Origin of the sequence: Shewanella sp. SM32, from assembly GCF_025654235.1 — a bacterium.
In the GTDB taxonomy this organism is placed as follows: Bacteria; Pseudomonadota; Gammaproteobacteria; order Enterobacterales; family Shewanellaceae; genus Shewanella; species Shewanella oncorhynchi.
On the sequence record NZ_JAKKRO010000040.1, the window covers coordinates 1 to 25313 of the forward strand.

23 protein-coding genes, 1 other RNA gene and 2 pseudogenes are annotated in these 25313 nt (G+C 45.1%); 13 read left to right on the forward strand and 13 right to left on the reverse strand.

Annotated features, from left to right (window positions below; translation table 11 throughout):
• On the forward strand, nucleotides 1-238 hold a 238-nt coding region (locus tag L5M10_RS15575; protein WP_263179589.1), incomplete at its 5' end, for a transposase.
• Here the strand turns inward: L5M10_RS15575 and L5M10_RS15580 are convergent.
• Genes L5M10_RS15580 through L5M10_RS15590 form a run of 3 tightly spaced genes read right to left on the reverse strand, consistent with a single transcriptional unit; the run spans nucleotide 230 to nucleotide 1646 of the window.
• A complete protein-coding gene (locus L5M10_RS15580) occupies nucleotides 230-577 on the reverse strand; it encodes a hypothetical protein (protein ID WP_263255539.1) in 348 nt (115 codons plus the stop codon). The two genes, L5M10_RS15575 and L5M10_RS15580, sit on opposite strands and share 9 nt — an antisense overlap.
• A 6-nt stretch (nucleotides 578-583) precedes the next feature.
• Nucleotides 584-796: a hypothetical protein gene (locus tag L5M10_RS15585; RefSeq protein ID WP_105249796.1), complete on the reverse strand. Its 213-nt coding sequence runs from the start codon at nucleotides 794-796 to the stop codon at nucleotides 584-586.
• A gap of 58 nt (nucleotides 797-854) precedes the next feature.
• Complete coding sequence (locus L5M10_RS15590) at nucleotides 855-1646, reverse strand: SAM-dependent methyltransferase (protein WP_028760726.1); 792 nt, start codon at nucleotides 1644-1646, stop codon at nucleotides 855-857.
• A gap of 430 nt (nucleotides 1647-2076) precedes the next feature.
• On the opposite strand from L5M10_RS15590, the gene L5M10_RS15595 reads away from it, so the two are divergent.
• On the forward strand, nucleotides 2077-2568 hold the full coding sequence (locus L5M10_RS15595; RefSeq protein ID WP_028760727.1) for an outer membrane protein assembly factor BamE: 492 nt from the start codon (nucleotides 2077-2079) through the stop codon (nucleotides 2566-2568).
• Between the two features lie 89 nt (nucleotides 2569-2657).
• Here L5M10_RS15595 and L5M10_RS15600 read toward each other — a convergent pair whose 3' ends face one another.
• Both L5M10_RS15600 and L5M10_RS15605 read right to left on the reverse strand, forming a co-directional pair.
• Entirely contained in the window at nucleotides 2658-2990 is a 333-nt protein-coding gene (locus L5M10_RS15600) for an RnfH family protein (protein WP_106651167.1), read from the reverse strand.
• Complete coding sequence (locus L5M10_RS15605; RefSeq protein WP_028760728.1) at nucleotides 2980-3417, reverse strand: type II toxin-antitoxin system RatA family toxin; 438 nt, start codon at nucleotides 3415-3417, stop codon at nucleotides 2980-2982. Before L5M10_RS15605 ends, L5M10_RS15600 begins: the two co-directional genes overlap by 11 nt.
• A gap of 278 nt (nucleotides 3418-3695) precedes the next feature.
• Here L5M10_RS15605 and smpB point away from each other — a divergent pair, with 278 nt between their 5' ends.
• Nucleotides 3696-4187 (forward strand): SsrA-binding protein SmpB, encoded by a 492-nt coding sequence (gene smpB, locus L5M10_RS15610; protein WP_006080832.1) that lies wholly within the window; start codon nucleotides 3696-3698, stop codon nucleotides 4185-4187.
• A gap of 71 nt (nucleotides 4188-4258) precedes the next feature.
• Nucleotides 4259-4614: a transfer-messenger RNA gene (gene ssrA / locus L5M10_RS15615) on the forward strand.
• A 185-nt stretch (nucleotides 4615-4799) separates the two neighbouring features.
• Here ssrA and L5M10_RS15620 read toward each other — a convergent pair.
• Entirely contained in the window at nucleotides 4800-6038 is a 1239-nt protein-coding gene (locus L5M10_RS15620; protein ID WP_263255540.1) for a DEAD/DEAH box helicase, read from the reverse strand.
• 99 nt (nucleotides 6039-6137) lie between these two features.
• A complete protein-coding gene (locus tag L5M10_RS15625) occupies nucleotides 6138-8621 on the reverse strand; it encodes a putative bifunctional diguanylate cyclase/phosphodiesterase (protein ID WP_411569343.1) in 2484 nt (827 codons plus the stop codon).
• 744 nt (nucleotides 8622-9365) lie between these two features.
• Here L5M10_RS15625 and L5M10_RS15630 point away from each other — a divergent pair.
• Nucleotides 9366-11783 carry a Lon protease family protein gene (locus L5M10_RS15630; protein ID WP_131523009.1) on the forward strand — a complete coding sequence of 806 codons (2418 nt, stop codon included), beginning with the start codon at nucleotides 9366-9368 and terminating at the stop codon, nucleotides 11781-11783.
• 76 nt (nucleotides 11784-11859) lie between these two features.
• Here the strand turns inward: L5M10_RS15630 and L5M10_RS15635 are convergent, their stop codons facing one another.
• A complete protein-coding gene (locus L5M10_RS15635; RefSeq protein ID WP_263160782.1) occupies nucleotides 11860-12927 on the reverse strand; it encodes an alkene reductase in 1068 nt (355 codons plus the stop codon).
• A gap of 133 nt (nucleotides 12928-13060) precedes the next feature.
• Between L5M10_RS15635 and L5M10_RS15640 the strand changes: the two genes are divergently transcribed.
• Nucleotides 13061-13642 carry a TetR/AcrR family transcriptional regulator gene (locus tag L5M10_RS15640; protein WP_263222420.1) on the forward strand — a complete coding sequence of 194 codons (582 nt, stop codon included), beginning with the start codon at nucleotides 13061-13063 and terminating at the stop codon, nucleotides 13640-13642.
• 176 nt (nucleotides 13643-13818) lie between these two features.
• Here L5M10_RS15640 and L5M10_RS15645 read toward each other — a convergent pair whose 3' ends face one another.
• Together L5M10_RS15645 and L5M10_RS15650 are read right to left on the reverse strand one after the other, a co-directional pair.
• Nucleotides 13819-14043, reverse strand: coding sequence for a TIGR02922 family protein (locus L5M10_RS15645; protein WP_028760777.1), 225 nt, complete (start codon nucleotides 14041-14043; stop codon nucleotides 13819-13821).
• A gap of 332 nt (nucleotides 14044-14375) precedes the next feature.
• Nucleotides 14376-15944, reverse strand: coding sequence for a methyl-accepting chemotaxis protein (locus L5M10_RS15650; protein WP_263255542.1), 1569 nt, complete (start codon nucleotides 15942-15944; stop codon nucleotides 14376-14378).
• 435 nt (nucleotides 15945-16379) lie between these two features.
• Between L5M10_RS15650 and L5M10_RS15655 the strand changes: the two genes are divergently transcribed.
• On the forward strand, nucleotides 16380-17102 hold the full coding sequence (locus tag L5M10_RS15655; RefSeq protein ID WP_028760779.1) for a YebC/PmpR family DNA-binding transcriptional regulator: 723 nt from the start codon (nucleotides 16380-16382) through the stop codon (nucleotides 17100-17102).
• Between the two features lie 65 nt (nucleotides 17103-17167).
• Here the strand turns inward: L5M10_RS15655 and L5M10_RS15660 are convergent.
• A pseudogene (locus tag L5M10_RS15660) lies at nucleotides 17168-18379 on the reverse strand (carotenoid oxygenase family protein); the annotation flags it as partial.
• On the opposite strand from L5M10_RS15660, the pseudogene L5M10_RS15665 reads away from it, so the two are divergent.
• A pseudogene (locus tag L5M10_RS15665) lies at nucleotides 18379-18834 on the forward strand (sensor histidine kinase); the annotation flags it as partial. The pseudogenes L5M10_RS15660 and L5M10_RS15665 overlap by 1 nt on opposite strands.
• Nucleotides 18835-18863: 29 nt before the next feature.
• Complete coding sequence (locus tag L5M10_RS15670) at nucleotides 18864-19514, forward strand: response regulator (protein ID WP_263180823.1); 651 nt, start codon at nucleotides 18864-18866, stop codon at nucleotides 19512-19514.
• A 93-nt stretch (nucleotides 19515-19607) separates the two neighbouring features.
• Here the strand turns inward: L5M10_RS15670 and hpf are convergent, their stop codons facing one another.
• Together hpf and L5M10_RS15680 are read right to left on the reverse strand one after the other, a co-directional pair.
• A complete protein-coding gene (gene hpf / locus L5M10_RS15675; RefSeq protein WP_028760784.1) occupies nucleotides 19608-19964 on the reverse strand; it encodes a ribosome hibernation-promoting factor, HPF/YfiA family in 357 nt (118 codons plus the stop codon).
• A 248-nt stretch (nucleotides 19965-20212) separates the two neighbouring features.
• Nucleotides 20213-21781, reverse strand: a complete 1569-nt coding sequence (locus L5M10_RS15680) for a methyl-accepting chemotaxis protein (RefSeq protein ID WP_263255545.1) — start codon at nucleotides 21779-21781, stop codon at nucleotides 20213-20215.
• A gap of 428 nt (nucleotides 21782-22209) precedes the next feature.
• Here L5M10_RS15680 and L5M10_RS15685 point away from each other — a divergent pair, with 428 nt between their 5' ends.
• The 4 genes from L5M10_RS15685 to L5M10_RS15700 all read left to right on the forward strand — a co-directional run bounded on the left by L5M10_RS15685 (nucleotide 22210) and on the right by L5M10_RS15700 (nucleotide 25128).
• Complete coding sequence (locus tag L5M10_RS15685) at nucleotides 22210-22584, forward strand: DUF3649 domain-containing protein (protein ID WP_263255546.1); 375 nt, start codon at nucleotides 22210-22212, stop codon at nucleotides 22582-22584.
• A gap of 1 nt (nucleotide 22585) precedes the next feature.
• On the forward strand, nucleotides 22586-24256 hold the full coding sequence (locus L5M10_RS15690; protein ID WP_263255547.1) for a PepSY-associated TM helix domain-containing protein: 1671 nt from the start codon (nucleotides 22586-22588) through the stop codon (nucleotides 24254-24256).
• On the forward strand, nucleotides 24253-24603 hold the full coding sequence (locus L5M10_RS15695; RefSeq protein ID WP_113940646.1) for a DUF3325 domain-containing protein: 351 nt from the start codon (nucleotides 24253-24255) through the stop codon (nucleotides 24601-24603). The genes L5M10_RS15690 and L5M10_RS15695 overlap by 4 nt, the downstream gene beginning before the upstream one ends.
• A gap of 87 nt (nucleotides 24604-24690) precedes the next feature.
• Nucleotides 24691-25128, forward strand: a complete 438-nt coding sequence (locus tag L5M10_RS15700) for an OsmC family protein (protein ID WP_028760789.1) — start codon at nucleotides 24691-24693, stop codon at nucleotides 25126-25128.
• Nucleotides 25129-25313: the final 185 nt, after the last annotated feature.

Consider the following 25313-nt stretch of genomic DNA (forward strand, 5'->3'; position numbering starts at 1 on the left):
TTCGCACAATATTGAGTTGCATTATTTACCGCCTTACAGCCCGAACCTCAATCCGATAGAAAGACTGTGGAAGGTCATGAATGAGCACGCGAGGAACAGCGTGTACTTCAAAAATAAGCGAGATTTCAGGTCCGCACTGGATAAATTTTTCAAAGAAACATTACCCGATATTGGTGAAAGTTTAGCGTCGCGGATCAATGATAATTTTCAGCTCTTTACCCACGCATCTTCAGGTTGATTGGGTATATACCGTGGCTTTGTAACTATAAACTGACGCCAATAAATCAGTATTTGGCACTAAGGTTTCGGCTTGGTGTAGATCATCTAACGCTTTAGTGTATTCACCAGTGAAAAAATAACCTATCGCTCTATCTATCCTCAGTCGTCCTTGTTGTATTGTAGTTAAACGACTGAATTCTTTCTCATATTCGGCAAGTTTTTTCTGCGCAGCACTAAGATCAGATTGCAGTAATACATCAAGCTCATTGAGTGCCTGATCAAAATAGAGAGAGTTAGCCATCAAAGCTGTCGAACACAAGGCGAAGATGGCTAATAGGGCACAACGTAACCGTTTCAAGATGAGTTAATTATTACCATGATTGACTAAAACAAATGTTTGATAATTTTGGTCGCCACTCAAAACTTTTAGTTTTGTCATATCCCCTGTCATTACAGCGCTAATTTCTTCATCAGTTAACCCATGGGCGCGCATTACGGCCTCCGGGTCCTGTTGATACGCTTCCATCAGTTGTGCATCTTGACCTAACTGGGTAAAAAAATCCGATAATGCAGACATACCTTTCCTTATTTATATGATGACTCCCGAATTCAGCTCAGAAGTACAGCACTCACAATTAGCCTAAATCTTCAGGTCTAATGCCTAATTTAGTTAAAATAGCATAGTTGTATTCGAGTTTTTTTGCTGGCGGGATCAGTAAAGTACTGATCGGAGACAAGTTTGCCTCGGGCAGCTTACTCAACGGCAAATACTCAATTCTAGGGGCTTGAACTGGCAGATTAGCAGCTTCGTAGATCACCACTTGATGATCTCGCGGATACCATTGATTCAGTTGTTCAACCAAAATCTGCAGCCTGTCACTCGTAGTATGAAACTGAGTTAAGGTATGTTCACCAGCAATCGCAATTTGCCATAACAATAAATGGGTTGTCGGATCGGGCACATGATTAAAAAACATAAACTGGCTAGCTTCAAAGCTTTGATGCCCAGAGCTGCCGGGGTCAATACCCAGATCAGCCCATAAACACGCCTCGGCCGAAATCCCCGGCTCCATCTTCGCTGAAAACCCTTCTGCCCTCGCCCGTGTAATCGCCATATGGGAAACACAGGCAAAGACTCCAGGATGACCATAGAGCGCACAAACGGTTTTTTTGCCAGCCCTTACGGCCTCCAATATAGAATTAACCATTTGTTCGTAGGTTTCTCGGCGATTTTTAACTTCACCATTTTGTGCATAAAACGGCTGTAAATTGATGACATTGGGATTAATGTTCTGGATCCAACGCTGCGAAAAACCATCGGGCAAGAGTGAAAACACGACATCAGCGTGCTCAATATAACTACGACTCATCACACTGATCTGTCCGGCCAGTTGTAAACCCGTACCTACGCAAACTAAAGAACCCAATGCATCTATCCCACTATTTTATTTCGAACACTGCAAACTTACGGCAAAAAAGCCACAGTACAAGAACACAATAAAAACATATCGGTAACTTTAATCTGATTTTAATGAGATTACTATGTTTATCGCCACACATACTGTCTATCGACTTACTAACTAATTGCTTGGCTTTAAAGAAGAAATCGCTCACATTTACTCTTTTCCCAATCCAGCCAACAGTAAACCTGTACGGCTCTAGAAGCCGAAAATCATACTCATAGCCCCATATGACTTTAGCGAATAAATATCCTTAAAGATTGAGAACTAAAGCCAACATACTGGGTCGAAAAGTCACACAATTCGATCTATGACGGTTGCAAAGCCCGATTGCCCTTGTCATGAGGGGGAATGCTTGGGTATTATGGCCGCCAGATTTTCAGAAGTAGCGCATACAATGATCAATAAAAAGCAAAGTCTTACCCTACTGGGCGCTGTGGCGCTCTCTGTTTCGCTCAGTGCCTGTAGCGTGTTCGATTGGTTGATTTATAAGCCTGACATTCCACAGGGCAACTACATGGAACCGCAACAAGTTGAAAAGTTGCGCATTGACATGACCAAAGAACAAGCCGAATACATTCTCGGCCGTCCGGTATTACGAGATAGTTTTGCCGACGATACTTGGTACTATGTGTATCACTACAAGAGTGGGCGTGATGCCAGCATTACGCATAAAGAACTCATACTGCACTTTACGGGCGATAAACTTACCTCAGTGAAAGGCGATTATGAACTGAGCAAAGAATTTAGTACGCCGCTAGAACAAAGCAGCTTGCCAACAGGTAATAAAACTGAGCTAGTGCCACAAATTCCAGCACAGCGCGCCGATGAAAAGCCATTAGTGAAAGAAAATCAAGCTGAAGCGCAAGTTCAAAAACCAATTAAGTAATATCCTAAACTTTGCTTATGCTCTTCTCAGTCAATCAAATACAAAAAAGCGCCCAAGGGCGCTTTTTTATTGAGCAATGATGTCAGTATTTAAGCCCGTCCGCCCGTCACTTTATTCGCGCGGCCTTCATCTTTAGCTTTATCTGCTCGGCGACGACGCACATCCTTAGGATCAGCAATCAAAGGACGATAAATCTCAACCCTTTGCCCCGGTAAAATCACTTGGTCATGCTTAACCACATTACTAAACACACCGAGCTTAACCGTCTCTAAATCGATCTCAGGAAAAAAACTCACTATGTTACTTAAACGCACCACCTCAATCGCTGACGTGCCGGGATTCACATTCACCGAAATCACTTTTTGCTGTGTAGGCAAGGCATAAACCACATCAACTACAAACTTATCTGTCTCATTTGTCACTGTAAATCACCTTAGCGCGACTCGTAAATGCCGTCACCATTGATACCATAAGATCATTAAACACTTTACCAAAGGCCATATCGGCTAACGAACTTGAAAACTCAAAACTCAGCTCGAATTCTACCTTGCAGGCCTCTTCAGTCAGCTCAGTAAAACGCCACTGCCCCAATAAATGCTTAAAGGGCCCATTTTCCAATGTTAAATCAATACTCTTACCAGGAACCACTTGGTTGCGAGTCGTAAATGTCTTACGGATCCCCGCTTTACTCACATCAACAGATGCCAGCATAGTCTTGCCATCAAATTCTAAGACTTTGCCACCCACACAACCGGGTAAAAACTCCTTATACGACTCGACATCATTCACTAAGTCATACATTTGCATCGCACTAAAACGGACTAACACACTTCGAGAAATTTGCGGCATAGGACTTAGTACTCTTCACTAACGTATTCACAGCGACCTAAGCAAACTCAAACGCACGAAAAGAACGCACGTGCAATAAACAACTTAGGCCAGCAATCAAAATTTGCACGGATTTTATCACGATACGTAAAAAACGCACCCCTTGTGCACTTAAGCTGATACTCAACACCCTAATCACGTTCAAAAAAACAGCAACAACACGATAGAGGCTTGAAATTAACTAAATAAACCCTTATATCAATACCAAATTGATTCACCGTGCGTATAATGGCGCCACTATGGTAAAGAAAAATTCAAGCAAAGCCGCGCCTGCGACTATCGCACGTAATAAGCGCGCAACCTTCGAATACCGTTTCGAAGAGAAAATGGAAGCCGGCCTATCCCTCATGGGATGGGAAGTGAAATCTATCCGTATGGGTAAGGTCAACTTGTCCGACTGTTACGTATTCCTGAAAAATGGCGAAGCCTTTATGCATGGCTGCACCATTATTCCCTTGAATACGGCATCGACACACGTTGTCTGCGATCCCCTACGTTTGAAAAAACTGCTACTCAGCCGTAAAGAGCTAGATAAACTAGCGGGCTTAGTTGAGCGCCAAGGCTACTCTATTATTCCTATCTCAATGTACTGGCGTAAAGGTGCATGGGTAAAAGTGGAAATTGGCCTAGGTAAAGGTAAGAAAGATCACGATAAGCGCGAAGATACTAAAGCGCGTGAATGGGAAGTTGAAAAAGCCCGCGTGATGAAAAAAGAAAAAACGCACGGATAATGAACAAACGATTGAACTTGAAGCAAATGATGCTAGGTGATCATAGTGCTACGGGTTACAATCAAATTCTTGGGGGCGATTCTGGATTCGACAGGATTCACGAAACCCTGGGAGCATGCCGAGGGGCGGTTGGCCTCGTAAAAAGCCGCACAGTTATAGTTGCAAACGACGATAACTACGCTCTAGCAGCTTAGGCTAGCTAGCCATCTGACACAGGTCTCTCAAATGGGCGGTGTATACAGATGGTCATCTTACATTTGATAGCGAGGGAACTCCGTCCGGGGGTGAACCGCGAAATAGTACCGGACTCGCCCGATGAAATCCTGTCTTTCGGAGTTTATTCGGGTTAATTAAAAGAGAGACTAAGCATGTAGTGCCTTGGATGTAGGTGTTCTGGACGCGGGTTCAAGTCCCGCCGCCTCCACCAATTTTACCAGAAGGGCTTAACCGCAAGGTTAAGCCCTTTTTGTTTGAACTTTCATGCGATTACTTATTTCGAGTTATCGATTCAAATGCGGCGGCGGGAACTGAACTGGCGTCGATAAATGAATCATGTCGCCACTTGATCTAATCTCTATTAGATTCAGCCATTCAGATGCCGCACCTAAAAAACTACCTTTTTCCCTTTCCACCCAAAGCGCGCTTTTTAGCACGTTGTTTTTGCGCCGCTTTGCCGTTACGTCTAGGTTCGGTATCCATCTTATTAAAGTCGGGTTCAAAGCCAAGTAACCATTGTTGTGGTAGACGCTTGTCGAGCACAACTTCAACTTCTTCCAATAATAGGGCGTCCTCTTGACTAAAGAGGGTGATAGCAAGCCCTGCACTACCCGCTCGACCTGTGCGACCAATACGATGAATATAATCTTCAGCAATAAAGGGTAGCTCAAAGTTGATCACATATTTAAGCTCGACGATATCTAGGCCTCTGGCGGCGACATCCGTTGCCACTAGCACTTGAATTTTGCCTTGTTTAAATTCCTGCAAAACTTTCTCGCGCGCGCCTTGAGACAAGTCACCGTGAAACGCCTGAGTGATAATATCGGCTTTATTGAGTTGCTGAACCAGTTTATCGACGCCTTGCTTGGTGCGGCTAAAAATCAACACTTGATGCCAGTTTTTACTGCGTACCAGATGGCTGACGAGTTCGGTTTTACGGTCGGCGTCGACGGCATAAACCACTTGTTCAATTTCGGCAGCGGTCGTGTTGCGCTTGGCAACTTCAATCAACTTGGGATCGCGCAGTAAGGTTTTACTTAAGCTGAAGATAGCGGCATCTAAAGTGGCAGAAAATAACAGGGTTTGCCTATCACTCGGTACTTGCTTGAGCACGGCTTGAATTTCATCCATAAACCCCATGTCGAGCATACGGTCGGCTTCATCGAAAACAAGCACACTCAATTGCTTAAGATTTAATGCACCTTGCCTAAGGTGGTCAAGTAAGCGGCCCGGTGTTGCGATTAACACATCAATCCCTGCATTAAACACGGCGACCTGCGCATCGATACTCACGCCGCCGTAGGCGATGCCGATACGAATATCAGTCCCTTTAGCGTACTTAACAAAACTCTGCTGTACCTGCACCGCCAGTTCACGTGTCGGCACTAAGACTAATGCGCGTACGGGTCTCACAGCCGTTAACTCTTGCGAAAGGCTGAATGACATCAAATGATGCAAGATAGGCAAGGCGAACGCAGCGGTTTTGCCTGTACCCGTTTGGGCGCCAGCCATCACATCCCGTTTAGCTAAGATGGCAGGGATCGCTTCTAACTGGATTGGCGTTGGCGATTCATAGCCAAGAACCGCTAAGGTATTCACTAACGTGGAGTTTAAGGATAAGGCACTAAAAGACATTGCGGTTAACCACTGAAAATAATGGCTAGAATTTTAGCAGACACAACCCTAAGCGACTAGCGGCATAGCGCTAGTCCTATTGTTATATGCAAACTTGTTTTACGATAGAAATGTGTCGAGATCTTCAGCTAGCTGCGGACGACTAAAGAGATAACCTTGGGCTTGATCGCACTGGTTTTGTTGCAGAAAATCAGCTTGCTCTTTAGTTTCAACCCCTTCGGCGATAATTTCCAGCTTCAACGCATGTCCAAGAGCAATCACAGCCTTAGCGATAGCGGTATTGTTGGTATCGAAGGGAATGTCCCGCACAAAAGATTGATCAATTTTCAATTTATGAATAGGCAGTTTTTTCAAATAGTTGAGCGATGAATAGCCAGTACCAAAATCATCAACCGATAATTCGATACCCAGATCGCCAAGTCGCTTTAAGTCACGGATAGCAAGATCAGGATTCTGCATCATCACACTTTCGGTCACTTCAAGCTCTAAATGCTTTGGGGGCAAACCCGTTTCAGCTAAGACACGTTTCACATCATCCACAAAGGAACTGCGCTGTAACTGTTGTCCTGCCACGTTCACCGCAATGCGGCCAAAATGTTTGCCTTCACCAAGCCAACGCATGCCTTGACGACAGGCAGTTTCTAACACCCATAAGCCAATTTCATGGATAAGACCAATTTTTTCCGCCACGGGTATAAATACCGCAGGCGAAATCAACCCCAGTTGAGGATCGTGCCAACGCAGTAATGCTTCAAATCCCACGGTTTGTCGAGTCACTAAATCGAGTTTTGGCTGGTACATTAAGTACAAAGCATTTTGCTCAATCGCGCCATAGAGGGCACTTTGCAGCTTAAGATGCTCAAAAGATTGTTGAGTTAAGGACTCTGTATAAAAAGCATAATTATTGCGGCCATCATTTTTGGCACGATACATGGCCGCATCGGCGTTACGCAGTAAAGTGTCCGCATCGGTTCCATCATTCGGATACAAAGAAACGCCCATACTCGCCGTTAAACGTAAGTGGTCGCCCGTGCTCACAATAAAAGGTTGCTCAAACACTTGGCGCAATTGATTTATGGCAACTGCGGCATCTGCACTATTGTCGATCCCTGAAATCAATGCCACAAACTCATCGCCACCAATCCGTGATAACACATCCTGATCACCCACTTGACTGCGTAAACGCTTGGCAAGCTCGACCAACATCTCATCGCCTATACTGTGGCCAAAACTGTCGTTGATATGCTTGAACAGATCGACATCAATCATCACAGTCGCTAATTGCAAATTCAGCCGCTTAGCTTGTCGCACTTCTTGCTTAAGCTGCATCATGAACTTCATGCGATTGGGCAAATGCGTTAGCGGGTCAAAATACGCTAAGTGCGTGAGTTGCGCTTCATTCTCTTTCTGGGCTGAAATATCGGCAAACACAGCGACAAAATAACGCACATCTCCAACGTCATCATAAATAGTGCTTATGGTGATATTTTGCGGAAAAATCGTGCCGTTCTTGCGCCGATTCCAAATTTCGCCATTCCATTTACCTTGAGTAAACAAGGTATTCCAGAGTTTATCGAAAAAATCTTTATCATGCCGACCCGAACTAAAAATCCGAGGATTCTGGCCGAGTAACTCTTCCCTCACATAACCTGTGATCTCAAAAAATGCACCGTTAACGTCGGTAATATTGCCATGCCGGTCGGTCACAACGACACCTTCAACCGAGTTTTTAAACACATTGGTCGCCAGTGTCAGTTGTTCTTCAACTGCTTTATGCTTGGAGATGTTGCGAGTCATACCGATAACGCCCACGAGCTCACCCTGGGCATTGAGTGTTGGGAGTTTTAGCGTTTCTAGCCAAAGATGATTTTTAGCTTCACTGCCATCTAAACACTCAGCAACAATGATAGGCGTACCAGACTCGATAGCGAGCCTATCACCCTCTAGAAAAATCTCTGCAATATCAGCACCAAAGAGTTCAACATCGGATTTACCAACAATCTCACTGCGGGGCATTTCCCACGCATTCTCAACACTACGATTGCAAAGAGTGTAAATGCCTGCGGCATTTTTCATCCAAATATGTTCGTCAAAACTATCGATAAAAGTTTGTAAATCGACCGTATCGACACGACTCGGTGAACCTCGGCTTAATGCTTCAGCCGCATTATGTTGGCTCAATATCTCGCCTAACTGGTGTTGAATGCTATCGCTGATAAGCTTAGCGAGTTGTAGCGTTTTTGAATCTACGCCGTGAGCCTTGTTATGATAGAAGCATAAAAAGCCAAAATTAGCCCCAGATGGCCAAGCGAGAGACAAACAAATCACGCTGCCGATTGCGCTACAAGTGTGCCAATCTGAGTGCTGCCGAGTATCCATAATTAACAGAGGCTCACGTACCTGCTCAGTTAGCTGTGATACAGATAATGCAGCCGTGATTTGATGACTGCCTAATCGGGGCAATGCTGAAATTGGCTCACTCAGGCTGGACAACTTAGCATTGTTTAGAGGGGGAATAGTAGATTTATCAATAATATCAAAGGGATTGGAAACGATTTCTGATGGTGTGAGCATTGAGGGCATCACAACGGACTGGCTTATCACAGGCTGGGGGTTGCCACTTAGGTGGCTAAGTATTGCCTGTATTTCACTTTCAGCCGCAGAGTCTGAACTTAACATGCAGCTAAGTTCACCCGCAGCATTCCATGCTAATAACATTGCTTTACTGCTTGATATCTCAGCGACTAAATTTCAGTCACTCAACCAGTTATCCAGCTGTTGCTGCGTAATAGGTACATCTATCATCATCTTGCCAACTCAGATCTCGTTACTGCTCAATCGGCCTACGGCGAGAATACCGTAAGACCTTAAACACATGCCCAATATTGCTACAGAGGGAAAACGCTAACCAAGCAGTAAAATCTCATAAAATTTTACGTTTAACATCAAATCAATACATCTCAATTGGCACTATGGTTGGATCTAAAACTTACTCCATCATATCCACCTTTTAGGGTGGTAGAGGTCAAACCATCAAAATTCACACTAACTTACTCACACTCAGCAGACTGCTTGCACGGGTAAATCCAACTAACATTGCATTTGCTACTTTAGCACAAAATTTTAGTGTCAGTATCGTGATAAGTTTATTGAGTAACAATTAGTTAGACTTAATCAATTAAGTCTTCCCCCGATAATTCAGCACTTTCTTAGCGAGAGAAAACCATCCCTAAAGACATATATCAGCAATAACAGGGTTTTGATTGACAAAAATGCTATCTTATTGTCTACAATGGAAATAATAAGGCTGAAAAACCAAGGATATTTATGCCCACTGACGTCGTATCAAGCCAAGCTACCCTGCTCAACAGTAAACAATTATATCGCATTTGCGAACTCGACCAATTAAGCACAGATTGCCAATCGACAGCAGAACTCACACCTCTCAATGATATTGTCGGCCAAGAACGCGCCCAGCAAGCGGTAGAGTTTGCAATGGGAATTAAAGAAAAGGGTTACAACATCTACGCCATAGGTCAGAACGGCCTCGGCAAACGGACCATGATGCTGCGTTACCTAAGCCGTCACGAGCCAAACGACCATACCCTGTACGATTGGTGCTATGTGGTTAATTTCGATGATACCCGTTGCCCTAAAGTGCTGAAACTGAGCGCAGGGACGGGGCTTGAATTTAAAAAAGCCGTCGAAAAGTTGATGCTTAAACTTGTCAAAGCTATGCCTTTAGCCTTTGATAATGAAATGTATTATGCCCGGACTGAAAAGCTCAAAAGCCAATTATCACAGAAACAAGAAGTCGCACTCACTGAATTAACCGAAGAAGCAAAACAAAAAGGCATCAGCCTCAGTTTAACCATGCAGGGTGACTATCAAATGGTAGCGCTCAATGGTGAAGAACCCCATGACGAAGCTTCATTCGAAGCATTGACAGAGACTGAACGTAGTCAATTTGAAAGTAATATCAATGGCCTAGAAGTTAAACTGCGCGGTATTATTCGCCAAATCACTGAATGGGAAGAAGAATTCAGCGACAAGCAGCAAGAGCATGACGAACAAGTCGCCAAAGAAGTGTTAATTCATTTTATTAAGCCACTCAAAGATAAGTTCAAGCACCAGCCCGAAGCGCGGACTTTCTTAACCGGTATGCAGGCGGATATCTTAGACAATTTAGATATCTTTTTAGAAGAAAGTGAAGAACAACTGGGCCTAGCCTACGCTTCCCTTGAAAAGAAAATGCCCCGCCGCTACCAAGTTAACGTTTTGGTCGCTCAAGGGACTCAAAAATTCCCTATTGTCGTAGAAGAAAGCCCAAGTTATCACAGCCTATTTGGTTATGTGGAAAACGCTACCTTCAGGGGGACAGTGTTCACCGACTTCTCACTTATCCGCTCCGGCAGTCTGCACAAAGCTAACGGCGGCGTGTTATTGATGGATGCGGTAAAAGTGTTAGAACGCCCTTACGTGTGGGACGGGTTAAAACGCGCCCTGCGTTCACGCAAACTCGATTTAAGTTCGCTCGAGCGTGAAGTGTCACTGTCGGGCACGATTTCATTGGCGCCTGAGCCTATCCCCTTAGATGTGAAAATTATTCTGTTTGGCGATCACGAAACTTATCAGCTGTTACAGCACTATGATCCTGACTTCAGTGAGTTATTCCGCGTTACCGCCGATTTTGAAGATGTGATGGACAGAACCTCAACTTCTGAGGCGCACTATGCCCGCTTTATTTCGAGCATAGTTCACGACAACAACATGCTACATTGCGACCGTGCGGCTATAGCACGCATCATCGAATACAGCTCGCGGGAGGCCGAAGATCAACAAAAACTGTCGCTACACTCAGCCAATATTGCCAACCTACTGCGGGAATCAAACTACTGCGCTAAATCGGCAGGCAGTCAGCAAATTTTAGTGCCGCACGTTGAGCAAGCACTGCGAAATCAAGAGCAAAGAGTCTCGCGTCTGCACGACAACATTATGCAAAGCTTTACCAACGGCACGACCTTGATTAGCACTCAGGGCAAAGTGGTTGGGCAAATCAATGCCTTATCCGTCATCTCGACCTCAGATCATCAGTTTGGTATGCCCAATCGCATCACAGCAACCACTGCGTTTGGTAAGGGTGAAGTGATGGATATCGAGCACAGAGTCAAACTTGGAGGCCGGATCCATTCTAAGGGCGTGTTGATCTTAACCGCTTATTTAGCCTCAGTTTTAGGTAAGACGGCGCAAATCCCGCTCACCACTTACCTCACCTTTGAGCAATCATACAGCGGAGTGGACGGTGACAGCGCATCCATGGCCGAATGCTGCGCCATTATCTCGGCTATTAGCGAGCAAGCAATTAGGCAAGATATTGCCATCACAGGTTCGATGAACCAATTTGGTGAGGCTCAGCCGATTGGCGGCGTGAATGAAAAAATTGAAGGCTTCTTCGATGTCTGCAAAATAAAAGGCCGTACGCCAGAGCAAGGGGTGATTATTCCTGCCTCGAACATGGCCAACCTTATGCTGCGCAAAGATATTGTCGATGCAGTGGCACAGGGGGAATTCCATATTTGGGCTATTACCCATGTGACTCAAGCCATGGAATTACTACTCGGTAAAACCGCAGGAAGTTTGCCGCAAACGGCCGCACCTAGCCAAGGGCAATATTCTCCCGAGAGTATTTTTGGCATCGCTCAGCAAAAGCTCACCGCACTCAGATCCTTAGTTAAAACGGATTAAATAAAAGGCACGAGATAAAATAAACAAAAAGGGTTAGCCAATGCTAACCCTTTCTTTATAAAGCTATTAAGCGAAATTACACTAAACTTGCTAGCATTTCATCGCTGTAAGGAACAAGTGCAACGCCATCACGCACGCGAGCGACATAGTCAGGATTGGCAATAAATGGGCGACCGATAGCAATCAAATCAAACTTATTCGCTGCAATCGCTTCACTGGCGGTTTCAGCGCTGTAGCTTCCAACTCCCACTAAGGTTTTGCCATAGTGTGCGCGCACATAGCTTGAAGCTCTGCCGCCTAGATAGTCGAATTCCATACTGTCATCGAAAATCCCAATATGCACAAAAGCGATATCGCGGGATTCCAGCTCTGGCAAGAAGTAATCGAATACTTCGCGGTCACGACTATCTGCCGCCATATTGAAATAAGCCCCTGGAGAAATCCGTAAACCGGTTCTGTCTTTGCCGATACGAGCCACAACAGCATCGACAACTTCAAGCGCAAAACGGGACATATTGGCAGGTGTTCCACCGTATTCATCGGTGCGGCGATTGCTGTCATGGTGTAAGAAAGTATCAATCAAATAACCATTTGCACCATGTATTTCGACGCCATCGAACCCAGCTTCAATGGCATTTTCCGCCGCTTTGGCGTAATCACGCACTAGGCCTTGAATATCCTCAAGTGTGGCAGGTTTTGGTGTGACATAAGTCAGTTCGCGCATTCTTGGCACGCTGCCTTCAATTTTCTGCGCTGATGCCGCAAGCACATCGCCACCACCGAAAAAGTGTGGATGAGCGACGCGGCCCGTATGCCATAACTGCACAAAAATCTTACCGCCATTGGCATGTACCGCATCGGTCACTTTACGCCAGCCAGCAATTTGCGCTTGAGTAAAAATACCAGGGGTATTTGGGTAACCTTGAGCATCGGGACGAATAATCGTCGCCTCTGTGATGATCAAACCCGCTTCGGCGCGGCGTGCATAATAGGCAACCATATCATCAGTCGGCACTAAATCGGCATCCGCCATACAACGGGTTAAAGGTGCCATTAAAATACGATTATTTAAGGTAATAGTGTCATTAAGTGAGTAGGTATCGAACAGATTTACCAATGAATTTGGCGTGGTTTGTGTGGTCATTTTCTCAGTTCCATTCTTGAATATGCATTCAAGATATTATTGTTTGAACGATCATTCAAGTTCATTTTTGAATGTTTGTTCAAATTTAGGTAGAATCTGGCCTAAGCGTTTCTATACAAGTGAATTAAATTCGATGCGTAATGCAGAGTTCGACCGAGAACAGGTACTTCGCGGCGCTATGGCCGCCTTCATGCACAAGGGTTACACCAAAACGAGCATGCAAGATCTTACTCAAGCCACGGGATTACATCCGGGGTCGATTTACTGTGCCTTCACCAATAAACGCGGGTTATTAATCGCGGCCATTGAGCAATATCAACTCGACAGAAACGAGCAATTCAACAATCTATTCGGCAATGGCGAGAATGTGCTGACTAATTTGAAAACCTACTTAGATCATCTCGTTATTGAATGTCTGAGTTGCGATAGCGCCCAAGCTTGCTTACTGACAAAAGCGTTAAATGAAATTGCAGAGCAAGATGTTGAGATCCGAGACATCATCAATCAGTATCTACAATCTTGGCAGCAAGCACTCACGCTACAATTTGCCACTGCAACGTTACAAGGACTCCTCCAAGGCAATCGCAGCTGCGAGCAAAGAGCCCAATATTTAATGATGGGAATTTATGGTTTAAGAACCTTCGCCCACACCCATCCTAATGCCGAAACCTTACAGTACCTTGCAGACCAATTAATGGCAGAAGTCTGCCATTAAAGTGCGTTAATTTGTGGGACAGTAAATATCTGAATGACTAACCGAATATGATTAGGCGAACAAGCGCTAACATTAATAGAAATAAATGGATTGAATAGAATTTTTGCAGAAGATGTCGGGACGATAATTTAGCAAAGCGAATTATTCGTCCCAAGAATGACGATTAGTTTAAAATGTTAACCTATATTAGCTTGAGCAAACACTCGCTCGCCTAATGAATTCAATATCTTACACTCACCTTCAAGTACAGCAATGATAGATTTTCCCTTGCGGAAACTTGCAGGTATCATCACACGCCCAGCTTCACTCACTGGCAAATTACCTAATACGGCGTTGTGCATAATTAACCCTACGGGCGCATCATAATATAAAACAGTTACAGTCGCTTGATTTGCTTGCATCACATTTAACTCACATTAAGCAGCATCTACTGCGTTATATTTACGTCGCAAGAGAGCTCCCTGTCCTCAACATTTTAAAATATCCAGGAAGATATTTTAAACATATTAAATCAATTACTTAAGGTCTTATTCAAATTTTATGATTTTTTATTGGATACAATACTGTCTTATACTGTACACCTTGGGCTATTTAAGCACTTCGGCAAAAAGATGCCAATCTATTTCTATTATGTTAATCAATTACCCACTATCGATCACATATAAGACACAAATAAAGATGCGTTTTTATGCATTTTTTAGAGTAAATAACCTAAATTTGAGTTATCAGTAATCTACTTAGCTTTAAATCCCACTCGAAATCCGCCCCAATGTTTACCGTTTACAAAAATGGGTACCGACAAGTCGTGCATCACTTCGCCCGTATCGCGTTTATAAGTTTGCAATAGCACAGGTTCAGTATGGGCGCCGCAGCGGATCCCTGTCGGATCATTAAACAAGCGTTTGGTTCGATTGTGCACCATATCAACCTCAACTTTGCCTGTCAGTGCTTGGCTAAAGCGTTTATTATGGGTCGGAAAATAACCTTTCCTATCAACGGCTCCCGCATAAATAATTTCGCTGTGTTTTGCCAGAATGGGCTCTTGAATTGTTGGAAAATGCTGATCGGTATAACGATCGAAAGCCGTGCTGTATTTCTGCGGCTGAGTATTGGTAATAGGTTGGTATTTAGGATTAAACAAATCAGCCTCGCTAAAACTGCCACTGGCTAAACCTTGTGCTAACTTGTCACCGCACGCTTTAGCTGCAACATTCGCCAATTGCAGAACCTGCTGATCGAAGGTTTGTGTATCCCATTTAGACAGCGCTTTAAAAATACCCTCAGTGGTCAAGGATAAAGTAAAGGCCTGCTCGGATACGCTATGACTCTGTTTACCCGTCGAATTTAACGAGTCACGTATTTGAGTCACCGAGCGGCTAATGTCGTTAGTAGTGTTGTTATATTGTTTGAGTGAATCTTCCATATCACCTAAGGCATGGGCCGATTGGGTCACAGAAGCCGAAATCTCAGTGAAGTGCGCGTCTAACTCGCCCATAGCCGCGACCACATCGGCGGTTTGCGTTACGACCTTTTCCATCAGCCCAGAAGTTTTATCCGTTTCACTGCGGATTTCTAATAGCATTTTGCCAATATCTTGGGTTGCACCTGCGGTTTTACCCGCAAGGCTGCGTACTTCGTCAGCCACTACCGCAAAACCTCGACCCTGCTCTCCCGCACGAGCCGCTTCGATGGCCGCATTTAACGCCAAAAGATTCGTTTGTTCGGCAACGGAGTTAATCACTTCGGTAATTTTTTGGATTTCTTCGGCTCTTGATTTAAGCGCCTGCACTTGCTCAGCGGCAGTATCAATATCCGTACTCAGTGAACGAATGGCTGCAACACCTTTCTGAGCTTGACTTCGTCCCTGCACGCTAACGCGCTCAGCCTCTTGAGCTTGGCCTAAAATATCTGCCGCATTATCGCCAAGTTGGGCCGTAGTGTGACTCAATTGCCCCGCGGCAACCGCAATGGCGCTGGCATGCTCGCCATTTGATTCAATTGATTTATTCAGTAAATCAATAAAATGCGACACTTCAGCCGAACCGATAGCCATTTTGCTGGTTTGCACACTAATGTCGTGGGCGGGAATGCTTTGCTCTTGTAATACCTTAATGTTTGCCTCATCGGTGTCGAGCTTAGCCTTAGATGCGTGAAAACACACCCACACCACTAAGCCACAGGCAAGAACGCCCAAGATCACCGCCTGCACAATACTCGGAAGATGCAGTCCCTCAAGTAATAAACTCCCCAGAGTGACCAGCGTAAAACTGATGAAAATTAAAATTTTGTGCTGTATTTCCATATACTTCCCGTAACTGCGCAAGGTAAAAATGAAAGGGAAATGCTAAGAGTCGAATCATTAGCCTTCGTTCAGTTGGTATCAATTACAGCGGCTATCGATTACAACTGACTAGGGAGGACTAACTATGATAGCGCTCAAGATTTATAGTTTTAGTCTATTTCTCTGAATAAGCTAGATAATTTATCTCGCTAAATAAACAAAGTACAAGTTAGCTATCATCAACAGTCTCACGAGCGTATGGCATTAGACATTAGTATTAATCTATCGCGATATAGTCCTAGCCTATCTAAAAGCGGATCTTCCTTGATAAAACCAACTTTGCCCTGAAATGCGTGCCCCGTCGCCTTCTAGGTAATAAATCACATAGGGACGACTGCACTTATGCCAAGAAAACTGCTAATATCGGCGCAATTTTTTTGAGCTAACGAGATCAAGATGGGCAGAGCATATCAAAACAAGAAAGAATCCATGGCGAAAACAGCCGGTCAAAAAACCCGCATTTATTCACGCTACGGTAAAGAGATTTACGTTGTCGCTAAGCAAGGCGGCGTTGAGCCCGATGGAAACTTATCACTGCGTCGCTTAATTGAACGCGCTAAGAAAGACCAAGTGCCCGCGCATGTTATTGAACGCGCAATTGAAAAAGCCAAAGGCGGCGGTGGTGAAGATTACGATACCGCCCGTTACGAAGGCTTTGGTCCTGGCAACTGCATGGTCATTGTTGACTGCTTAACCGATAACGTAAAACGTACCTTCACCGAAGTGCGTCAAGCCTTCGTGAAAAACGATGCCAAACTCGGCGGCCCAGGTACAGTTGGCCACATGTTTGATCATCAAGCCGTGTTCGTGTTTGCGGGTGATGACGAAGATGCGATTTTAGAACTGCTGATGATGGCTGACGTTGATGTAAGCGATGTTGAGCTGGAAGATGGCTTAATCACAGTTTACGCGCCGCACACTGAGTACTTTAAAGTCAAAACTGCGCTGACCGAAGCGATGCCAGAGGTTAACTTTGAATTTGACAATATCACCTTCGTACCGCAGGACATGACTAAAGTTGAAGGTGAAGATGTCGTTATGTTTGAAAAGTTTATTGCCGCACTTGAAGATTGTGACGACGTACAAAACGTCTATCACAATGCGGAAATTGATGACTAAACGTTTCTTTCGCCTGAAACAAAAACGCAGCTAATAGCTGCGTTTTTTATTTATAGATCAAAATATTAAGCTTCAATAAAGCAGCCATGAAACCCTAGTGGCAATACCCTGTTCATTTGAGCCGAAGCGATGGGGCCCGCACTGATATCACTGGCACGAAACAAAGACAAACCAGACTGTGCATTATGGTAATCGAGCCAAGTCATCAGTAAATAGGCTTCGTGCTGCTCAGTGGCGGGGATATAGAGCGGCTCTTCGGCAATTTTGCCTTTGCCAAGATAAAACTCGCTATAGCTCGCGTCGCCAAGTGTATCCGCACTGTGCTTGCTGCTGTCTTTTGCATTATGAATACAATACAGAGTGTTACTTAGCCCTGATTCAGATTCGGCTTCTGCTTCATATTTAAAGTTAGAGCTGGAGCCAGAGTTAACAGCTGAATCTGATCTTGCTCCAACGCCAAATAACGGAGCAAACGCCGAAGCCCCGCCTGTTTTCTCTGCAAACGCTTTTTCACCGCTAGTTTGTTTTTTACCCATAATGTGCTGCGAAAACTGGGGAAACTCCATCATCACGCCGCTGCGGTTAATACGTGCAGAGGAAGACAAGGTCTCCGCAAACTGCGCTTTGCTAGTTGCTGTAAGTGCTACTGTGAGCGGTACTGTGAGCGGTACTGTGATAGTCACTAACTCTGCATGGGGTGTCTTAGTTTTACGCTCCCCCGTCAGTAACCCCTTCATCCCTTGGGTTAAAATAGCTGAATTGGGATAGAGGCAAAGCTGCACCGAAAGTTCGTCATTCTTCTCAATGGCTTGACCAAAGTGAAACACAAATCCTGCAGGTAGCCGGTGTAACTGGCGCACGCTAAAATCGGCTTTGTCAATAACTAGTAATTGCGATGGCAATTCGGGGCGCCATTTAAAGGCATCAACATAGGTTTCGCCCTCTTCATACACGCAGGATGAAATGTAAAACACCAGCTTATTCTCACTCTGCGCGAAGGCATGTAAGTAACTCGCCTGTGGTAATTCAATCACTTCCATTCTGGCTATGCTGTCATCGGACGCCACTTGATACACAAGTAATTGCTTCTCACCGCCGACATACCAGACGCCAAAATTCCATAGTCCACCTTGTCCGTCATCGAGCGGGTGAGCAGAAAAGGGCAAGCCCTTAAATTTGTCACCAAAGTTTTTCACGCCAAGCGTGGTTAAGGTCTGGGCATCAAGTCGATAGGGTGAACCCGCCTCCCATAAGGCGAGCAACTTGCCGTGGCGCGGCTCAAAGAGTGCAAGTGGGATTGGATTTAGTCCCACCTTTAGAGGCACTGATGACCAGCTTACCCAGCGTGACTCTTCACTGCAAAGGGATGAAGCCACTGCAATCAGCCGAACTGACTCAGGCACTGCTGTTAGTGCTGCAGGAAGGCATCAGCAACGCCGTACGTCACGGCAAGGCGAATCAACTGCAATTGAGCATGCAAGACTCTCAAAGCGCGCTGGTATTGCAACTAAGCGACAACGGCGTGGGGCTAACACGGGGAGCCGCGCGAAACGCATCAGCTAAAAGCGGCACAGAGCTAAACGGTCCAGGACAGTTCGGCACTAGGCAGTTCGGTACTGGGCTCGGCGGCATGCAGGAAAGGCTACAACCCTTTAATGGCACCTTGGAGTTAAGAGCAAATGACTCGGCGCCCGGCTGCCAACTCACCCTCACACTCCCTGCACTCGCTTAACTTTTTATTAAAAACGCTTTGGGATCTCTATGGATACGCAAAACAACATTATCAGTGTCGGTTTAGTAGAAGATCAACAATTGGTTCGCCAAGGTATCGCCAGCCTGCTCGCCATTTCCGACAACATTCACGTGTTGTGGCTGGCCGAAGACGGCCAAGATGCACTCAAAAAGCTTGCCAGCAATCCCGTCGATGTACTGCTCAGTGATATCCGTATGCCAAATCTTGATGGTATCACCATGCTCAAACAAATACGGCAAAGTGCCAATCGCTTACCTGTCATCATGTTAACCACCTTCGACGACAGTGAGTTATTCCTCAATAGTTTACAGGCGGGAGCCAACGGCTTTTTGCTCAAGGACGTGTCACTCGACAAGTTACTGCACGCCATCGAAACCGTCGCCAAAGGCGGCTACTTGATAGAGCCTTCGGTGCTCAAACAGATGAGAGAGCCTAAGCCCACACCTAGCGTTGGGGTAACTAGAAATGAATTATTGTCGGAACGGGAGCGGGAAATTCTCAGTTTTATGGCGGGTGGCTTCTCCAATAAAGAAATCGCCAATGCGGTATTTTTAGCCGAGGGAACAGTAAAGAATCATGTCTCTAACATACTCACTAAACTCGATTGCCGAGACCGTACCCAAGCTGTGCTCAAGGGATTGCAACTGGCATTGATCTAACCTAATAGCATTCTGCAAAAGCCAATTGCCAACAAAAAGGGCCATTTAAGGCCCTTTTTGTGCTCATCTAAAGCGATGAGTTATAGCTAAAACCTAACGAAGATCCATCTCTTGGATAATTTCATGGGCAATAGCTGGCGTTGTACAGCTCGGGGTTTCATGCAAATCCGCTTTTAACTGACCTTTACGGTGCTTAAGTGCTGCATCTAATTTTTTCGATGCGGCTTTGATTGCTGGGTACATAACCTCATCGGTACCTGAAGCAGAAATACGGCTTCCTTCATAATTCGTACGAAGCTCAACCTGATACTCGCCATGCTCTTTCGCAATAATAATGTCCAGTGCGATCAGAGAGGGGAAATGGGTGGCGATTTTTGCAAATTTTTCGTTAACATCTTCTCTAATAGAATCAGTAACATCGACGTGGTGACCAGAAATATTTATTTTCATAGGTTGTCCCTTTTAGTGTCATTACTTTTATTTTTGCTTCACTAATAGAGCTTGGGGCATGCAGGATAAAACACAAGGGTTATTGGCAAATATTTCGGTCAACTCAGGTATTAGCATCTCCTAAATGTGACCTCCATCAAGAAGTCAAAAATAAAACAGCGAGAAAAACATGATTAAGTGATTGATTTATAAACAGGCATTAATAATAAATCAATCACAAAATGCAATACGACATAAGGTAAATACGCTTAATATTTACGTTGCACACTCTGCTGCCAAAACTGTTGGGACAAATGATGCGTCTTGGTCGATAAACGCGACACTTGATCACCCCGCGCTGCCGCATCGAGCGTCTGCTCTAAACTCTGTTGAGCCAAGTCGCTGATCACATGGATAGCTCGGCTAATTTCTGCGGCCACGGAAGTCTGCTGCGTCATCGCCGCCGCATTATCATCGCTCAAAGAATTAATTCGCGAAATAGATGAAAGCAACTCGCCAAAAGCCACACTCGCATCTTGCGCTAAGCTTACCGAACGTTTTACCTGTTCCTGCCCTGCCATCATGGTCGAGGTTGCCCTTTGAGTGCTTTCCCTAAAACGACTAACAATTAACTCAATTTGTGAGGTTGATTGGCTAGTACGGCTCGATAATTGTCTGACCTCATCGGCCACCACGGCAAAACCACGACCACTCTCCCCAGCCCGCGCCGCTTCAATTGCCGCATTTAAGGCTAATAAGTTAGTTTGGTCGGCAATGGCACGTATGACTTCGAGCACTTGGTGAATCGCACTGCTATCTTGTTCAATAGCTTGTACAACATCGGAAAAGTGGCTCACTTGTACACTTAACTGATGTATCGCATCAATAACCGTTTCTAAACGAGAATGCCCGCGTTGAGCCGCCTCATGGCTCGACACCATTTCCGAGGCAGTGCGATGAATGTTTCCCGTTACTTCAGCAAAACTGGCACTCATCTGCTCCATCGCAGTCGCAGCTTGCGTGGTTTGTTCACTCTGACTATCAGCGTGCTCCCAAGTGTTTGTAATGGTTTGTTTAAGGCTGACACTTTGTGCTTGGATCTCACTGGCAGAATCAGCCATACGGCCAACAACGCCACCAATTTCAGTGATCAAAAAACGTAGGGCGAGGTCTAATTTACCGATCTCATCTTGGCGGCCGGTGTACACGCCCGTAGCGACGGGATCGTCAATAATGTTGGTTGCCATAGACACAAGCTTTTGCAGCGGCTGCATCAAGTAATACCATGCTAGGCACGTGAGACTCATTCCCACCATCGCGGCAACTATGGGGGAATAACTGGCAATCATCGCCGTAGCCGTAATCGAAACCAACATGGCCAGCAGTATTTTACCACTGAAACCTAACCTATCTTTACGCAATACTTTAGGTTGCTTGCCCTGATTAATATCACTGTAAATACTCTCAGCGGCTTTAATCTGCTCAGGGGTAGCTTGGCGACGAACAGATTGATACTCATGAACTTTACCATCTTCATACACAGGCGCGACGTAGGCATTCACCCAATAATAGCCGCCCGTTTTGGTGCGATTTTTAACTATCCCCATCCAAGGCTTGCCCTGCTTAATTCGCTCCCAGAGGATCTTAAATGCAGCCGCAGGCATATCTTGATGGCGCACTATGTTATGTGGATTCCCTTGCAACTCAGCAACACTAAACCCACTGATCTGCGAAAAGGTCTGATTCACATATTTAATATTTCCCTTCAGATCCGTCGTTGATAGTAAAATCGCATTATCTGACAGGTGTGTTTCACCATTTGTAGAATTTTTATGCATAGGGTTATCAGGCTAGGTCTCGGTAAAAAAGATAACGCATTCTGCCAAAACCGTCGTCTATCAAAATTGATAAAGCTCACATTGGCAGCATAAAAATTAACCTAATACTAAACAAGCAGTAACCACTAAACACATATCAACAAATAAAAACAAACAATTGTGACAGGGCGCTCGTTACGCTACATACGTTAAACTCGTCACCCTACACTCGCTAAAGCAGATCAGCTTAAGATCACAAATTCACATTCGAATCTAAATGATATCGTTTATCATTTGAATTAACTAAGTTATACTTCTCGCGGTTAGCTATCTACTGCTATAGAAATGCATTCGTCGTTAAGCCAAAAAGCTCAAGCACACTTTGCAGAATCAACAGTAACAGATAGCCATAACAGACCCATATTGGCTCGAAATGAGAAGTGGCACTTATGTCTAATACACCCGCGTTTGAAACCTCAACGCAATCTTCTACAACCCAAATGCGCTCGTTCTCGCTGATTTCGCGGGGAATTGTGCAATGGTTTAAGCTTGAGCAATCGCAGTTTGCCTTCAAAGTCTTTGCCCGTGCGAGTGCCGCTCTACTGGCGGGTTATGTTGCGGCAGCAACCTTGGCTTGCCTGCTGACATTAGTGCTACCTATGCCGCGCTTTGAAAGCACGATAACGGCCAATATGTTAGCTTTCCTGTTTTATGCCATTGCTATTATTTATGCCTTTTGTGTGCGTAAAACCTGGCATGCGTGGCGAGATTTAGGCTTAGTGAGTTTGTTATGTTTTGGATTGATCAAGGTATGTGGGCAATAAGATGAAAGAGACATTTTTTAGAACTTTATCTTGGCTACATACCTGGGCAGGCTTGCTGGTATGTTGGGTATTATTGTTGATCTTTTTTGCGGGTAGCTTGAGCTATTTTCGCCATGAGATCAGCCTTTGGAATGAACCCGAATTACACAAAGGGGTTTATCAAAACTACCGAGCCGATACACTCGAAAACCAATTAGATAAAGGTCAAAGTTACATAGAAGCGCATTCGCCGGCAACAGCGCAGCGCTGGATGATAGGTTTTCCAACTGAACGAACCCCCTTTCAAAGCGTTAGCTGGCAACTGCCACCAGAAAAAGGTCAGCGTCGTGGCAAGACTGAAGAACATGTAGCCTTAGCAGATGGCAGCGGCATGATCTCTGAAGTGCGTGAGAGTCGCGGCGGTGATTTCTTCTATCGTCTGCACTTTGACTTGCACTATATGTCCGCTATTACAGCCCGCTATATCGTCGGCGTTTGCACTATGTTTATGCTGATCGCCCTTATCAGTGGCATAGTGATCCACAAACGGATCTTCAAAGATTTGTTCAGTTTTAGACGGGATAAAGGCGCTCGCTCTTGGCTAGACGCGCACAATGTGAGCTCTGTCATCGCCCTACCCTACCATTTGATGATCACTTATACAGGGCTTATTACCCTAATGCTTATCTATATCCCATGGACGGTTAATACCGCCTATTCGGGTGATAACCAAGCTTTTTTAAAAGAACTTAATCCCGCCAGACAAACCGAGAAAGCTGCAGGGATTAGTGCGCCACAGGTGCAACTAAGCCAATTACTACCTCAAGTGAAAGCCGCATGGGGCGATGCGCCAATTAAGCAAGTGATAGTGTCATACCCTAAAGATCAAAATAGCCAAGTGACCTTTTACCAAAACACAGGTAAAGATGTGACCGATGAAGCCAATATTTTGATATTCAACGGGGTAAATGGTGAGCTTAAATATGCCAGCCCGCACGAAACCTCAGGAGCCTCCGCGACTTACGATACTATGATGTCGCTGCACACGGCACGTTTTGCCGCCCCGCTGCTAAGATTTTTATTCTTTTTCTGCGGTTTATTAGGCTGCGCTATGATCGCGACAGGCACTTTGATGTGGGCCATTCGTCTACGTCAAAAACAGCAAAAATTGATCGATAAAGGCGAGAAACCAAGCTTTGGATTACGTTTAGTTGAAGGGTTAAACTTCATGTTTATCTTAGGATTACCCTTAGGCACTGTAGCCTTCTTTTACGCCAATCGTCTCTTATCAACAAGTTTTGCAAGCCGCTCTGAATGGGAAGTTCACAGTTTCTTTATCGCGTTAGCGGTAATGGGTGTTTGGGCTTTCTTGGGTCGTTCACGTCGCCAGTGGCAAACCGCATTACGACTCACAGGGACTTTGTGCTGTGCGCTGCCCGTGCTCAATGCCTTCACATCACCAAGCAATATCATCGACAATATCCAATCCCATCAATGGGCTTTAGTCGGATTTGACGTGCTCGCAGTGCTACTTGGTGGCGCTATGCTATTTGCCAGTAAAAGAGTGACTTTGATTGCTAAGGCCCCCACTAAACGCCCAGCAAAAACAAAAAATGCACGTAGAAGCGAATCCCAAACATCCCTTGCCAGCGACCTTAGTTCGTCACCTTCATTGGAGGAAGCCAAATCATGATGCCAGAATTTATTCCCCTACTTGGGATCTTAGGTTTGAGTTATCTTTCCCTCGCCCTGTTTGCCTTAGCTAAATTTGGTCACTTCAAGGATGTGTTCAATCGTCCACCAGCACAATGGCAAAGTCGTTTACTAACCTTGTTTGCTTGGTTACTACTAGCATTTAGCTTAAGTGCCTGCGCGAGCGATCAAGGCTGGGCCTACGGGAGCATTTTGTTTATGGGAATAATTTCCCTCGCGGCAATGCTGGTCATCCTAACGTTAAGCTACAGCCCGCGCCATTTACCGATAGGAATCGTCACTGGCAGCGTGCTCACTGGCACTCTATTACTGAGTGCTGGGATCTAATGTCCAGCTAACACTGGCATGGCGATCATGGCTAAGTGAGCACCGCTAGGCTATAGTGCCCTGATGTCCTTCAGATAGGAGAAAATAATGGGCTTTAACTTAACGGTTAACTGGCAAACCTCGCCCGCCGAAGAAGGCGAATTTTGTCGAGACCACAGTATTACCTTTGGCAGCGGCCAGACGATTCAAGCCTCGTCGGCACCGGAATACAAAGGCAATGGGCAAAATGTCAATCCAGAGGAAAGCCTGTTGGCTGCATTATCCTCATGCCATATGTTGACCTTTCTAGCAATTGCGCATCTTAAGCGCTTACCTGTAACCTCCTATGTGGATAATGCCACTGCAGAGCTGGGTAAAAACGAGGCGGGCAAGTTGGCCGTGACAAAGATGGTGCTCAATCCTAAGGTCATTTTCGCTGAAGGGGTCGAAGTCAGCCAAGAAACCCTTGAGAAAATTCACGAGAAAGCACATGCAAATTGCTTTATCGCTAATAGTTTAGCAACAGATATTCAAATCAAGTTTTAGGATTTGAGCAGATCTTTATGGCCCGCTGATGGTTTTCCTAAGCGGGCTTTTTATTGCCACACCGTAACTCAATACCTGTCTGAATCATTGCTATCATCGAATTATCCGCGCCACCTAACCATCCACATAGTTTAACTTTTCACCATTATTCAGCTCAGGTCCAGCTTTTAAACAGTACGATAGAA